The 13,273-nt window shown below is 68.7% G+C and carries 11 protein-coding genes and 1 tRNA gene; 6 read left to right on the forward strand and 6 right to left on the reverse strand.

The window, feature by feature from the left end; all coding sequences use genetic code 11:
- The first annotated feature begins 6 nt into the window (after positions 1 to 6).
- Positions 7 to 900 (forward strand): 50S ribosomal protein L3 N(5)-glutamine methyltransferase, encoded by an 894-nt coding sequence (prmB, locus tag RS901_RS16695; protein WP_013956975.1) that lies wholly within the window; start codon positions 7 to 9, stop codon positions 898 to 900.
- 255 nt (positions 901 to 1,155) lie between these two features.
- Here the strand turns inward: prmB and RS901_RS16700 are convergent, their stop codons facing one another.
- The gene (locus RS901_RS16700; RefSeq protein ID WP_316153348.1) at positions 1,156 to 2,514 is read right to left on the reverse strand and encodes an IS1182 family transposase; all 1,359 of its coding nucleotides are present in this window, start codon (positions 2,512 to 2,514) and stop codon (positions 1,156 to 1,158) included.
- Between the two features lie 345 nt (positions 2,515 to 2,859).
- Here RS901_RS16700 and RS901_RS16705 point away from each other — a divergent pair, with 345 nt between their 5' ends.
- Positions 2,860 to 4,122 (forward strand): MFS transporter, encoded by a 1,263-nt coding sequence (locus RS901_RS16705; protein WP_316149899.1) that lies wholly within the window; start codon positions 2,860 to 2,862, stop codon positions 4,120 to 4,122.
- A gap of 6 nt (positions 4,123 to 4,128) precedes the next feature.
- Here the strand turns inward: RS901_RS16705 and RS901_RS16710 are convergent, their stop codons facing one another.
- Together RS901_RS16710 and RS901_RS16715 are read right to left on the reverse strand one after the other, a co-directional pair.
- Positions 4,129 to 5,451: a HipA domain-containing protein gene (locus RS901_RS16710; protein WP_316149900.1), complete on the reverse strand. Its 1,323-nt coding sequence runs from the start codon at positions 5,449 to 5,451 to the stop codon at positions 4,129 to 4,131.
- Positions 5,444 to 5,764, reverse strand: a complete 321-nt coding sequence (locus RS901_RS16715) for a helix-turn-helix domain-containing protein (protein ID WP_013956979.1) — start codon at positions 5,762 to 5,764, stop codon at positions 5,444 to 5,446. The genes RS901_RS16710 and RS901_RS16715 overlap by 8 nt, the downstream gene beginning before the upstream one ends.
- A 326-nt stretch (positions 5,765 to 6,090) precedes the next feature.
- Between RS901_RS16715 and RS901_RS16720 the strand changes: the two genes are divergently transcribed.
- The 3 genes from RS901_RS16720 to RS901_RS16730 all read left to right on the forward strand — a co-directional run bounded on the left by RS901_RS16720 (position 6,091) and on the right by RS901_RS16730 (position 8,884).
- Positions 6,091 to 7,107 (forward strand): tripartite tricarboxylate transporter substrate binding protein, encoded by a 1,017-nt coding sequence (locus RS901_RS16720; RefSeq protein ID WP_316149902.1) that lies wholly within the window; start codon positions 6,091 to 6,093, stop codon positions 7,105 to 7,107.
- A 65-nt stretch (positions 7,108 to 7,172) separates the two neighbouring features.
- A complete protein-coding gene (locus RS901_RS16725; protein ID WP_316149903.1) occupies positions 7,173 to 8,723 on the forward strand; it encodes a class I adenylate-forming enzyme family protein in 1,551 nt (516 codons plus the stop codon).
- Positions 8,724 to 8,807: 84 nt separating this feature from the next.
- Positions 8,808 to 8,884: transfer RNA gene (locus RS901_RS16730), tRNA-Val, on the forward strand.
- A gap of 64 nt (positions 8,885 to 8,948) precedes the next feature.
- Here RS901_RS16730 and RS901_RS16735 read toward each other — a convergent pair.
- The 3 genes from RS901_RS16735 to RS901_RS16745 are packed head-to-tail and all read right to left on the reverse strand — an operon-like array spanning position 8,949 to position 12,132.
- The gene (locus tag RS901_RS16735) at positions 8,949 to 10,097 is read right to left on the reverse strand and encodes a CoA transferase (RefSeq protein ID WP_316149904.1); all 1,149 of its coding nucleotides are present in this window, start codon (positions 10,095 to 10,097) and stop codon (positions 8,949 to 8,951) included.
- Positions 10,098 to 10,111: 14 nt separating this feature from the next.
- Positions 10,112 to 11,125 (reverse strand): NADPH:quinone oxidoreductase family protein, encoded by a 1,014-nt coding sequence (locus RS901_RS16740; protein WP_316149905.1) that lies wholly within the window; start codon positions 11,123 to 11,125, stop codon positions 10,112 to 10,114.
- Positions 11,126 to 11,136: 11 nt separating this feature from the next.
- Entirely contained in the window at positions 11,137 to 12,132 is a 996-nt protein-coding gene (locus RS901_RS16745) for a tripartite tricarboxylate transporter substrate binding protein (RefSeq protein ID WP_316149906.1), read from the reverse strand.
- 241 nt (positions 12,133 to 12,373) lie between these two features.
- Here RS901_RS16745 and RS901_RS16750 point away from each other — a divergent pair, with 241 nt between their 5' ends.
- Positions 12,374 to 13,273, forward strand: a complete 900-nt coding sequence (locus RS901_RS16750) for a LysR family transcriptional regulator (protein ID WP_316153555.1) — start codon at positions 12,374 to 12,376, stop codon at positions 13,271 to 13,273.

Below are 13,273 nucleotides of genomic sequence, written 5' to 3' on the forward strand. Positions count from 1 at the left end.
CCATACATGGCAACGCCCTCTCCCCTGCGCACCGTGCGCGACCTGCTGCGTCTCGCAGTCTCGCGCTTTACCGCCGCGCGCCTGTCCTTCGGCCACGGCAGCGCCAATGCCTATGACGAAGCCGCCTACCTGGTGCTGCATACGCTGAACCTGCCGCTCGACACGCTCGATCCCTTCCTGGACGCGCGCCTGCTGCCCGAAGAAGTCGATGCCGTGCTCAAGGTCATCGACCGCCGCGTCAATGAGCGCGTGCCGGCCGCCTACATCACGCACGAGGCCTTTATGCACGGCCTGCGCTTCTACGTCGATTCACGCGTGATCGTGCCGCGCAGCTTTATAGGCGAACTGCTGCAGGACGGGCTGGAGCCGTGGGTCGGCGAGACCGACAGCATCGGCCCGGTGCTGGAGCTGTGCACCGGTTCCGGCTGCCTGCCGATCGTGGCCGCGCACGTCTGGCCGAACGCGAAGATCGACGCCGTCGACATCTCGCCCGACGCGCTCGCCGTGGCACGCCGCAATGTGGCCGACTACAAGATGGACGACCGCATCCGGCTGTATGAAGGCGACCTGTACGCGCCGCTGCCGCATGGCGCCACCTACGACGTGATCCTGACCAACCCGCCCTACGTCAACGAAGGCTCGATGCAGGCGCTGCCGCCGGAATACCTGGCCGAGCCGCGCATCGCCCTGGCCGGCGGCGACGACGGCATGGACGTGGTGCGGCGGATCATCGCCGGCGCCAAGGCGCGCCTGAACCCGGGCGGCGTGCTGGTGGTGGAGATCGGCAACGAGCACGCCAACGTGGAAGCTGCGTTCCCTGAACTGGAAATCGTCTGGCTGCCGGTCAGTGCGGGCGATGAGCAGGTGTTTTTGCTGACGTATGACGCGCTGCCGGGGTAATTGATCCGGGCCGTTGTTTGCTCCCCTCTCCCGCTTGCGGGAGAGGGGCTGGGGGAGAGGGCAGGAGCTTCCGGATGCGTGGTGCCTTGCTAGGAGTCCGTCGGACTTGAGCCCGGGCGAATCCGAATGATCGGTGCGACGAGATTTTTGGACGGCAATCGCGCTGATCGAACGCTCTTGATGGTTGACGAGGCACTGTGATGGCACATTGGAGCGCCTTAGGGGCTCGGCTTTGGGTAGTCGAGGCGCACTTTGCTATCCAACCGCTCGCAGAACGTGCATGCGCTTGATGTTCCAGGCCATGGTCACAAGACTCCATTCGCCTTGCGCCTTGTCCAGCCCGCGCATGCTCATCTGGCGCCAACCCATTACCCGTTTGATGATGCCGAACACCGGCTCCACCGTCTGCTTGCGCAAGCTGTAGAGGGCGCGCCCGGCTTGTGTGCCCAGTCGGTGCGCCATCTGCACAACCGGGTCCGTGGTCTGGGGCTGCGGCACATCGGGGGCAAAGCGCTCCAGCACAGGGGCATGATGCGGCTCCCGCCTTAGCGCCAGCAGCGGCTCGATCCCTGCATCGTGGCACGCGATCACGTTGGCCTGACTGAAGAAGCCGTTGTCCGTGATCAGCGTGCGCACCTCGCCCAGCACCGCAGGCAACGCCGCGATCTGCTCCAGCGTGGGCACGACTTCGCGCTTGTCGTTGCACGCCTGGCTCACGTGCTGGGTGACCACCATCATCGTCTCTGTGTCTACCCCGGCTTGCGCGTTGTAGCTTTGTTCGAAGCCACCCCCCGAGACGGGCATGATGCGTGACTCTTCATCCGTGAGGTTCACCTGATCGCCATCCTTGGGCCCCGCCTCTGGTGGCTCGGGATCCTTGCCGCGCGGCTTCTTGCCAGCGTCCCGCTGAGACTTGCGCTTAGCCGTCTTGGCCTCGTACTCCTGCTGTTCGAGTTGATGACGCTCGGCGGCGCGCTGCTCGATCTTTGCCTTGGCCAGCGCCATCGCGCTCAAGCGGTCTTCGCGTCGAGCGATCTCCGCCGGCACGTCCATGCCATCCGGGATGGCTGCGCGGTCGCTGTTCTCGGCCAGCGCAAGCAGGGCCTGCACTTCCTGTCGTAACTGCGCCTCGATCTTTTGGGCATGACCCCACGACAGGGCGCGGTGCTTGCTCGCGTTCGCGTCGATCTTGGTGCCGTCCAGCGCAATGTGCCCGAGCTTGAGCAGTTTCATCTCGCGCGCCAGCACCAGCACCTGCACAAACAGCGCCTCCACCTCCTTCAGGAATCGACGCCGGAACGTCGCCAGCGTGTCGTGATCCGGGTGGGTGTTGGCTGCCACATAGCGGAAGGCCACCGAGTCGTAGGTCGCGCGTTCGAGCTTGCGGCTCGAGTGCACGCCATTGGCATAGCCGTAGATCAGCAAGCCCAGCAACACGGCGGGATGGTGCGCCGCCGAACCCCGGCCCGCGTATTGGCGTGTCAGTTCGCTCAGATCGAGCTGCTCGATGACTTCGACTACGAAGCGCGCCAAGTGATCATCGGGCAGCCATTCGTCCACTGAGGGCGGCAACAGGTACGCGGTATCTCGGTCTACGGGAACGAAGCGGCTCATCGGGTAGGTCTTTGGTTGTGCGCCAGCGATTATCTCGGACAACGTCATCTTGCGGAAGACTGCAAAGCCCGACAAACTCCTAGACCACCCCTCTCCCCAACCCTCTCCCACTGAAGGGAGAGGGAGCCGGCCTGTGGTCCGTGATGCGACGCCGGCTTGGACAAGCCACGCAACCGCCACCACGCGCAAACTGGGCGAACACCGGCCATCCCCCGGCCATGAATACCGCGCCCGCTCTACACTCGCTGCAGATACCACCTCAGTTCGTGGGGTGCCCGCCAGGGCATTCCACCCCAACCATTGCGCCTTCGCCCCGCAGCCAGTGCGGCGGCAAAGCCTGAAGCCGTGACCCCGAGCAACGCCCGCCTCCCCGCAACGCCCGACGCCCTGCCCGCCCATGCCCCGGCAGCGCACGCCGCGCGCGGTATCGCCCTGCTGACGTTCGCCTTTGCGCTCAGCCAGTTCTTCCGCTCCTGCCTGGCGGTGATGGCGCCTGAGCTGCAGCATGATTTCGGGCTGTCGCCGGCGGGCTTCGGCGCACTGTCTTCGTCGTTCTTCCTGGCCTTTGCCGTGGCGCAAATCCCGGTGGGCATTGCCTTCGACCGCTACGGTGTGGGCCGGCCGACCGCGCTGCTGCTGGCGGTGGGCGCCGTGTCGTCGATCCTGTTCGTGCTGGCGCCCAACGGTGCGGCGGCCACGCTGGCGCAGGTGGGGCTGGGGCTGGCGTGCGCGCCGGTCTTCATGGGCCTGCTGCATTTCGCCTCCGAGCAGCTGTCTGAGCGCGACTACACCCGCGTGGTCAGCCACTCCAATGCCATGGGCATGATTGGCGCGCTGTGTGCCACGGCGCCGCTGGGCTGGGCCATCTCGCTGATCGGCTGGCGCCCGTCGATGGCGGTATCGGCCCTGGGCATGGTCGCGGCCTGCTATGGCGTGTGGCGCTTCGTGCGCGACCAGGGCCATGCCGAGGCCCGCAGCGCGTCGTGGCCGGCGATGCTGTCGGAAAGCCTGCAGCTGCTCAAGCTGGCGCCGCTGTGGACGCTGATTCCGCTGTGCGTGGCGATGTCCGCCGGCACCGCCTTCCGCAATGCCTGGAGCGGCCCCTACCTGGCCGACGTGTTCGGCCTGGGCTCGGCGCCGCGCGGGGTGGCGCTGGCGCTGCTGAGCCTGGCCGGCTTCCTGACCGCCTTCCTGCTGCCGGTGCTGGTCCGGCGCAACACGCTCAAGACCACCATCGCCGGCTGGTCGTGCTTTGCCATGTCGGGCTCGTTCTTGCTGGCGCTATGGCCGGACAGCGGCATCGGCTACGGCGTGGCGATGATGGCGCTGCTGTCGACCATCGGCATGCTGCACCCGCTGGTGATGGCACAGGGCCGCGGGCTGATCCCGCCGTCGCGGCGCGGGCGCGGGCTGGGCCTGCTCAACACCTTTGTGTTCCTGGGATCGGCGCTGACGTCATGGGCCTACGGGCTGATCGCCAATTCCGGCCATGTGCGCGGCTGGCCGCTGCCCTCCACCTATGCGGCGATCTTCCTGTCCGCGGGCGTGCTGATTGCCGCCGCAATGGTGCCCTACTTCTTCAGCCAGCCGCATCCCACCAATCATTAGCCTGACTCAGGCCGCGGAAAGCGCCCGCACCATGTCGGCGATGATGGTGAAGCGGATCACGCGCAGGCAGGCCAGTTCGCCGGCAAACCCGCCGGTGAGTGCCGGGCGCTCCCGCGCCATGGCCGGGTTCTGTTGCTCGGCCTGCTCATGGAGCGCCTGCGCGGCCGGCCCGATGCCGCGTAGCATGGCGTCCAGCCGCCGCTCCGCGGTCACGCCGGTCAGGCCCAGCGCGCGCCCTGCCTCCAGCACCAGCGTGCGCGAGAAATCGCTGTAGAACTCCACCCCCAGCACCGGCCAGGCAAAGCGGTGCGCCTGCGGCCAGCCGGTCTTGTCATAGGTGCGGGTGGCGTAAGCCGCCTCGCTGAGCAGGTCGTAGAACGGCGCCAGCGCAATGCCGGCATCGGACACCAGGAAGCTCAGGTTCTTCAGGTGCGCGTCCGAATTGCCCACCAGGATGTTGAACACCAGCCAGTCGAACAGCCGTGCCCGCGCCACCGCCGGCGCGCGGCATAGCGTTGCCAGTTGCGCCAGCCGCTCGACGCTGCCCTGGTCGTACTTGAAGGTGCGCGGCAGGTTCAGCAGCTGGCAGGCATCGATCGCATGCAGCCGCTGCCACTGCCCTTGCTGCGTGAGCTGGCGATCGAAACGGTCGATCAGGTAGACCGGCGACGGCACATAGCGCCGGTGCACCGGCGGCACATCGAGCTTCAGCCGCGCGGCCAGCGACATCACAAACCACTCGTTGATGACCGAATGCGGATAGATCTCCTGCATCTGGTGGGTCGGCTTGAGGATATGCGTGGACGGCGTATCCGCGCCGGGCTCGAACAGCGCGCCGTCCTGCAGCACCACCGCCAGCTTGTGCTGGGCGCCGGCCAGCGACATGCGCTTGACCGCGCCATGCGTAAGCGGCACGCTGGGCAGGCTGTGGATGCGGGCGTCGAGCGCGGCGTCGCTCAAGGGGCGCAGGGCCGGCGCGGTGGCCGGCCCGCGGCCGGGCGGCAGCAGCGTCAGCGAGCCCGCCGATTCCGCCCCATAGTGCGCCAGCAGGGCGAAGGCATCGGCCTCGTTGCGGATGCTGGCATCGCGTGCCAGCAGCGCGCGCTGGCCGTCCTCGGGCAGCAGATTGTCGAAGTACCACTGCACCGGCCGCAGCGTGCTGCCATCGGCGAGCGCCTCCGGCTGCAGCGGCAGCGCCGGGCTCAGGGCGAAGGCGTGCGGGTTGCCCAGCCACGCCGCGTCATAGCGGAACGACCAGGCATCGCTGGCCTCATGCAGCTCGCCCACCGGCGTGCCGTTGATGCTGGCGACCAGTACGCGCTCAGCCATGCTGATCGCCTCCCTTGACCGCTGCGCGCCGGTTGCGGCTGCGCGCCTGGCGCTGCCTGAGCTTGGCCAGTTCGGCCGCTACCAGCGGCGCCGCTGCCTCCGGCATGTCGACCACCACGCGCAGGCCAAGCCCTTCCAGCACCTGGAACAGCTTGCCCCACTGGATGCCTTCGGCCCCGTTCTCTACGCGCACCATGAAGTTCTCGCTGACGCCGATGGCGCCTGCGGCATCGTCCTGCCGCAGGCCTTGCGCCTTGCGGGCAGCGCGCACGAAGGCGCCGATATCGCCGGGTTCGGTGAGGGTCACTGGCACAAAAATCTCCTTGATTGCAAAGACTTTAGTGTCCCCGGGCGGGAAAATCAAGAAATCTCCCTGATCACAAAGATTCTAGCCTCTGAACACGACCAACAGCCAAAATCTCCTCATTCACAAAGATTTTCGCTGTAGCCGGCCACCAGACACAACAATTCGCGCCGGTGCCGCCGTACCGCTTCGCTTGCAAAAAGCCAGACTTATCGATTTAAGAATTCCGCTGGCGGGCTTACACCTTTACCGTTTGTGACACCAACATCCCAGCCCGACCTGGCGACAAGGGAAAACGGCTGCGCCCGCGGCCGGCACAACAAGGAGACAAGCTGATGGCATCCCTGATCGCATCCCGTCGCCCCGCCTGGGGCCGCCGCGCATGGCTGGCCGGCATGCTGGCCACGGCCGCCATGGTCACCACCGCCGCCTTGCCGTCCGGCGCCAGCGCCGAAACCTGGCCATCGCGCCCGATCCAGCTGCTGATCCCCTACCCGCCGGGCGGCAGCGCCGACCTGCTGGCGCGCCCGGTCGCCGCCAGGCTGCAGGAGCGCCTGGGCCAGCCCGTGGTGCTGGATTACCGGCCCGGCGCCGGCGGCACCATCGCCAGCCAGGCGCTGGCGCGCGCCAAGCCCGACGGCTACACCCTGATCATGGTGCTGGCCGCCCATGCCATCAATGCCAGCCTGTACCCGAAGCTGCCCTATGACACACGCAAGGACTTCGCGCCGGTCTCGCTGGTGGCCAACCTGCCGATGATCCTGGCCGGAAGCCCTTCGCTGCAGGCCACCAACGTGAAGGAGCTGATTGCCGAGGCCAAGGCCGCGCCCGGCAAGCTGACCTTCGCCTCGGCCGGCAACGGCAATACCGGTCACCTGGCGGGCGAATTGTTCGATTCCGTGGCCGGCATCAAGATGACCCATGTGCCCTACAAGGGCAGCGCACAGGTGGTGACGGCAATGCTGTCGGGCGAGGTCCAGCTGACCTTCGACAGCATCTCCACCACCCTGCCGCATGTGAAGAGCGGCAAGCTGCGCGCACTGGCCGTGACCGGCAGCCAGCGCGCCGCGGTCGCGCCCGAGGTGCCGACGCTGGCCGAGGCCGGCGTGCCGGGCATCAGCATCACCGGCTGGTACGCGGTGCTGGCACCGGCCGGGACGCCGCAGCCCGTGATCGACCGGCTCAGCACCGAGATTGCCACGGTGCTGCGCCAGCCCGAACTGAAGGCCACGCTTGCCGCCAACGGCTATGAGCCGGTGGGCTCGACACCCGCCGCGCTGCGCACCCACATCGACGCCGAGATCAACCGCTGGAGCAAGGTGGTGAAGGACTCCGGCGCACAGATCCAGTAAGTCTGCTTCGATCCATCATCGCTCTTCGGGTGCGCCACACTGGCGCCCGCATCCCCTTGCCGAACATGACCCAACCGACCCCGCTCCAACGCCCCTTCACCACCATGTCCGTGCTCGTGCGCGAGCACGCCACGCAGCGCCCCGCGCAGCGCGCCCTGATGCATGGCGAGCGCGTGCTCGATTATGCCGGCCTCGATGCCGCCATGGACCGCATCGCCGCGGCGCTGGCCCGCGACGGCGTGCGCCCCGGCGAGGCCATCGCCATCTGCGCGTCGTCCTCGATCGAATACGCCGCGGTGTACCTGGGCGCGGTGCGCGCCGGCGTGGTGGTGGCGCCGCTGGCGCCGTCATCCACGCCGGACAGCCTGGCCGGCATGGTTGCCGACGCGGGCGCGCGCATCCTGTTCGCGGATGCCAGCGTGGCCGACGTGCTGCAGCCCGTGCGCGACAAGCTGGCCGCCACGCCCATCGTCACGCTGGACGGCAGCGACGCAGGCCAGCCGTACCAGGCCTGGCTGGCACCCGCCGGCACGCCGGTGACCGAGCCCGGGATCCGCCCGGAGATGCCGCTCAACATCATCTATTCCTCCGGCACCACCGGCACCCCCAAGGGCATCGTGCAGTCGCACGGCATGCGCTGGGCCCATGTGTCGCGCGGCGCCGCCACCGGCTACGGCACGCATGCCATCACGCTGCTGTCGACGCCGCTGTACTCCAACACCACCCTGGCCAGCTTCTTCCCGACCATCGGCCTGGGTGGCACGGCGATCCTGATGACCAGGTTCGATGCGGGCCAGTACCTGGCGCTGGCGCAGCAGCATCGCGCCACGCACACCATGCTGGTGCCGGTGCAGTACCAGCGGCTGCTGGCGCATCCGGAGTTCGACCGCCATGACCTGTCGTCCTTCCAGCAGAAGTTCTGCACCAGCGCGCCGTTCAGCCCCGCCCTGAAGGCCGAAGTGCTGCGGCGCTGGCCGGGCGCGCTGACCGAGCTGTACGGCATGACCGAAGGCGGCGGCGGCTGCCTGCTGTTCGCAGACCAGTTCCCCGACAAGCTGCATACCGTGGGGCGCCCCGCCACCGGTGCCGACGTGCGCATCATCGACGACGAGGGCCGTGAACTGCCGCCCGGCAGCACCGGCGAAGTGGTGGGCCGCTCGGCGGCGATGATGAACGGCTACCACAACCAGCCCGGGAAGACGGCCGAGACCGAATGGCACGACGCGCAGGGCCAGCGCTTTATCCGCACCGGCGATATCGGGCGCTTTGACGAAGACGGCTTCCTGGTGCTGATGGACCGCAAGAAGGACATGATCATCTCCGGCGGCTTCAACATCTACCCGAGCGATCTCGAGGCGGTGGTGCGCGAACACCCGGCGGTGGCCGACGTGTCGGTGGTGGGGGTGCCGTCGGAGCGCTGGGGCGAGACCCCGGTGGCCTTTGTCGCGCTGCGCGCTGGCGGCGGCGCCACGGCGCAGGACGTGCTGGCCTGGGCCAACCAACACCTGGGCAAGACCCAGCGGCTGGCCGCGATCCATGAGGTGGAGAGCCTGCCGCGCAGCGCCATCGGCAAGGTGCTCAAGCGCGAACTGCGCGACCGCATCACCGGCGCCTGACGCGCTGCGCACGGCACACGCGCAAAAAGTTGGCGGGGGTGCTTGCACAATCGAAAAGGCGTCTCTATAATTCGCGCCTTCGCTAGGCTCGTAGCTCAGCTGGTTAGAGCACCACCTTGACATGGTGGGGGTCGTTGGTTCGAGTCCAATCGAGCCTACCAACGCACAACGGAACACGGACGGTACGCATTGCGCACCGTCCGTTTTTCTTTTCCGGCGCCGGTTTCAGGTGCCGATACCGAACTCCGCAAGCACCGCTTCGGTATGCTGGCCCAGGGCCGGCGCATTCCCTGCCGGCCGTTCCGATCCTGCCATGCCTGGCAGGTTGGCCCACGGCACTTCGCCGATCCCTGCCAGCGGCAGTCGGCCGAACACGCCCGCCTGCGTGCATTGCGCGCTCTCCAGCAGGTCCCGTGCATGGCCCACGCGCGCGAACAGCACATCGTGCTCGGTCAGCAGCGCCTCCCAGTGCGCCAGCGGCTGTGCGGCAATGGCCTGTGCCACGCGCCGGCCCAGCTCCGCCGCGCGCGGCAAACGGCCGGCGCTGGTGTGCAGCGCCGGATCGGCCAGCCAGTCGTCGAAACCCAGCAGCGTTGCCAGCCGCACGAACATGGCGTCGTTGAGCATGCTGAGGTACAGCCGGCCATCGGCCGCATCGAACAGCCCGGTGGGCGCATTGGCCACGGCCAGCTCCGCATCGGGGAACATGGCGTCATCCACCATCAGGTAGGACTGCAGCGCGGCACTGGTCTCCAGCAGCGACAGCCGCACGTGCCGGCCGCGGCCGTTGCGCGCGGCCTTGTACAGCGCTGCCGACGCATGCTGCGCCGCATAGAGCCCGGTGCTCAGGTCGACCATGTAGAAGGCGATGCGGCGCGGCTGGCCGGCGCTGTCGCGGTTCAGCTGCATCAGGCCGCTGAAGGCCTGCATGGTGGTGTCCACCGCCGGCATGTTCGCCATCGGGCCGGCATGGCCGTAGCCCGAGATCGAGACATAGACCAGCGCCGGGTTGCGCGCGGCCAGTGCCTCGTAGCCAACGCCCATGCGCTCGGCCACGCCGGGGCGGAAGTTCTGGATCACCACGTCGGCCTGCTGCGCCAGCCTGGCGATGGCGGCCCGGCCGCTGCCGCTGCGCGCGTCCAGCAGCACGCTCTCCTTGCCCGCGTTGCAGGCGACCGCAATCGCGGTCTGGCCGGCGCGGATGCGCCCCATCTGCCGCGACCAGTCGCCGCCCGGCGGCTCCACCTTGATCACGCGCGCGCCCTGCTGGCGCAGGATCAGGCCGCAGTACGGGCCGGCGATGCCCTGGCTCAGGTCGAGCACGGTCAGGCCGTCGAACATGGCATCGCCCGTTGTCGCTTGTGCATGGTGCATGTCGTTCTCTCCGTTCAGATATCCAGCATGACCTTGCCGATGGCGCGGCGCGACATCGTGGTGTCGACGGCGTTGAGCCAATCGCTCAGCGGGAAGTGCTGCAGCACGGGCGGCGCCAGCTTGCCGCTGGCTGCCGCCTGCATGATCTCGGCCACCATCGCCTGCACCGGCTGCGCAAAGCGCCGGCGCTCGTCGGTCAGGCCCCAGCCGATGTAGTAGCCGTAGTTGAAGCCGATCAGGCTCAGGTTCTTCACCAGCAGCAGGTTGGCCGGCACCTCCGGGATGCGCCCGCTGGCATAGCCGATCGACAGCAGCCGCGCGCCCGGCGCCGCGCAGCGCAGCGAGGCGTCGAAGAGATCGCCGCCGACCGGATCGAACACCACGTCGGCACCGCCCGCGGGGCACAGCGCCTTGACCGCCGCCACCAGCGTGGCCGCGTCGGACGGCAGCGCATGCGCGGCGCCGTTGCGCAGCGCCGCCTCGCGCTTGGCCCCGGTGCTGGCGGTGGCGATCACGCGCGCGCCCATCAGCCGGCCCACCTGTACCGCGGCCGTGCCCAGCGCGCCGCTGGCGCCATGGACCAGCATGGTTTCGCCCGGCTGCAGCGCGGCGCGCCACGCCAGCGCCGCCCAGACCGTGCCATAGGTGACGGGCAGCGCCGCCGCATGCGCCAGCTCCAGCCCGTCAGGCACCGCATAGACCGTGTCGGCCATGGCCACCGCTTCCTCGGCAAAGCCGCCCCAGTCCAGCGCCGCGGCCACGCGCTGGCCCGGGTGCAGCCGCGTGACATCAGGCGCCACCTCGATGATCTCGCCCGCGGCCTCGGTGCCGGGCGTGAACGGCAGCGGCGGCTTGCGCTGGTACTTGCCGGACACAAACAGGCTCAGCGCAAAGCCCACGCCGGCATGCCGCACGCGGATGCGTACCTGGCCCGGCGCCAGCGGCTGGCGCGGGAGGCGTTGCAGTGCCAGCTCGCTCCAGTGGCACCAGCGGGAGCAGACCAGCCCCAGGTAATCGTTCTCTTGCATCGGCACTCCTGTCATTCGAGCGTGATGCCGACATCGCTGATGATGCGGCTCCATTTGTCGCGGTCGTTCTTCATCACCGTGGCGAAGGCTTCCGGCGTGCTGCCGATCGGCACCAGGTTCAGGTCCTGCATCTTCTTCGCGATTTCCGGCAGGCGCACGATGCGCGCGACCTCGCGCGACAAGGCATCGACCCGTGCTTTCGGCACGCCGGCGGGGAACAGCAGGCCCATCCACGCATCAGGCTCGAAGCCCTTGTAGCCGGCCTCCCGGAAGGTCGGCACCTTGGGCAGCAGCGCCGAACGCTCCGCGCCAGCGATCGCCACCGGCACCAGCTTGCCGCCCTGCAGCAGCGGCATGGCCGTGCCCACGGCAATAAAGCCCAGCTTCACATGGCCGGCCGCCAGGTCGGTGGCCAGCGGCGCGCCGCCCTTGTAGGCGACGTGCTCCATCTGCAGCCCGGCCTCGCGCTTGAGCAACTCACCCAGGATATGGCCGGTCGTGCCCGCGCCATACGACCCGTACGGATACTTGCCGGGATTGGCCTTGAGCAGCGCCGCCACCTCCGGCAGCGTGCGCGCCGGCAAGTCCGGCGACACCGCCAGGATGGTGGACGAGATCGCCACCTCGCTGACCGGCGTGAAGTCCGCGAGCGGGTCATAGCCGATACCCCGGTACAGCGACGGGTTCTGCACGTGCGCGGTGAAGGTCAACAGCGCGGTGTAACCGTCCTTTGCCGCGCGGGCGACGTACTTGGTGCCCGTGGTGGTGCCCGCGCCAGGCTTGTTGTCGACGATGACCGGCTGGCCCCAGCTCCTGGTCAGCTCCTGCCCGATCAGCCGCGCCACGGCATCGTTCACATTGCCCGCCACCGACGGCACCACGATGGTCAGCGGGCGCGAGGGATAGGGCTCGGCAGAGGCGGGATCGGCGGCGCAGACTGCCGCCGGGATGGCCGCCAGCAGCATGGCGGCTGCGGCTGCGCGCAGCCGTGCGGAACGGTGTTGCATCGGTGTGTCTCCTGTCCTGGCTCCCTTCTGTGGTGCCCGCGGGAGTGCGGTGCGCGAGGGACGCCAACGCAGTCTAGGCCAGCACCCCGCCTGGCGTGATTCCCGCGCGGCGCGGGTCAAGTCCTGTCAGGCATGGCGCAGCGCCGCATTGCCCTACCCCCTCCCCGCTGACACGGCGAAGGCGGTGAGCGGCGCTACAATGACCCACCCCCCCTGCGCCACCCCGGCACCATCACGCCCCATGCGATTCGAGGATCTTGAAGCCTTCCTGGTTGTCATCGAGCAAGGCAACCTGCACCGCGCCGCCGACACCCTCGGCATGACCCAGTCCGGCCTGTCCAAGACGCTGGCGCGGCTGGAAGGCGAAGCCGGCATGCCCTTGTTCGAGCGCACCCCGCGCGGGCTGGTGCCGACCAGCGTGGGCCGCACCCTGGTCGCCCATGCGCGCCGGATCTCGCTGGCTGCGGGGGACATGCGCAACGAACTGGCCGAGCAGCGCGCGGCGCGCGCGGGCACGGTGCGCCTGGGCGCCATCCCTTACCTGCTGCCATCGCTGCTGTCGCCGCTGCTGGCCCGCTTCTTCCTGAGCCGTCCGCTGGCCACGTTTTCGATCGAGACCCACCTGAGCGCGCGCCTGATGGCGATGCTGCAGAACGGCGAGGCCGACCTGATCCTGGGCGCGCGCCCGACCAGCCTGCCGCCGGATATTGCCTGGCTGCCGCTCGGTCCGCTGACCATGCAGATCGTGTCCCGCACCGGTCATCCGCGCCGCGAGGGCTTCCGCACGCTGGCCGACCTGAGCGGCGAGCGCTGGGTGGTGCCGGCCAGTTCGCTCTACCTGCGCCAGTGGCTGGAGGAAAGGTTTACCTCGGTCGGGCTTGCGCCGCCGCGGGTGGCAGTGGAAAGCACCGCGTCGCCGGTGGCCTTCGGCGAACTGCTGCGGCACTCGGACCTGCTCGGCATCATGCCGCCGCGCATGCTGCACCAGGCCGAGGGCCAGGGGCTGGCCGCGATCGAGGCGCCGGGCATGTCGTGGCAGCATGAGCTGGCCGTGCTGTGGCGCGCCGATGGCTACCTGTCGCCGATCTGCCAGGACTTCCGCGATGCGGTGGTAACGTGGTGCGAGGAAATGGAGCTGTGA

It is taken from the genome of Cupriavidus sp. BIC8F (assembly GCF_032465815.1).
GTDB lineage: Bacteria > Pseudomonadota > Gammaproteobacteria > Burkholderiales > Burkholderiaceae > Cupriavidus > Cupriavidus necator.

Bases quoted from the DNA above. Each gene is read 5' to 3' on its own strand.
- RS901_RS16745 (WP_316149906.1), bottom strand. From the start codon at position 12,132: ATGCAACACCGTTCCGCACGGCTGCGCGCAGCCGCAGCCGCCATGCTG.
- prmB (WP_013956975.1), top strand. From the start codon at position 7: ATGGCAACGCCCTCTCCCCTGCGCACCGTGCGCGACCTGCTGCGTCTC.
- RS901_RS16725 (WP_316149903.1), top strand. From the start codon at position 7,173: ATGACCCAACCGACCCCGCTCCAACGCCCCTTCACCACCATGTCCGTG.
- RS901_RS16740 (WP_316149905.1), bottom strand. From the start codon at position 11,125: ATGCAAGAGAACGATTACCTGGGGCTGGTCTGCTCCCGCTGGTGCCAC.
- RS901_RS16710 (WP_316149900.1), bottom strand. From the start codon at position 5,451: ATGGCTGAGCGCGTACTGGTCGCCAGCATCAACGGCACGCCGGTGGGC.
- RS901_RS16735 (WP_316149904.1), bottom strand. From the start codon at position 10,097: ATGCACCATGCACAAGCGACAACGGGCGATGCCATGTTCGACGGCCTG.
- RS901_RS16750 (WP_316153555.1), top strand. From the start codon at position 12,374: ATGCGATTCGAGGATCTTGAAGCCTTCCTGGTTGTCATCGAGCAAGGC.
- RS901_RS16700 (WP_316153348.1), bottom strand. From the start codon at position 2,514: ATGAGCCGCTTCGTTCCCGTAGACCGAGATACCGCGTACCTGTTGCCG.
- RS901_RS16720 (WP_316149902.1), top strand. From the start codon at position 6,091: ATGGCATCCCTGATCGCATCCCGTCGCCCCGCCTGGGGCCGCCGCGCA.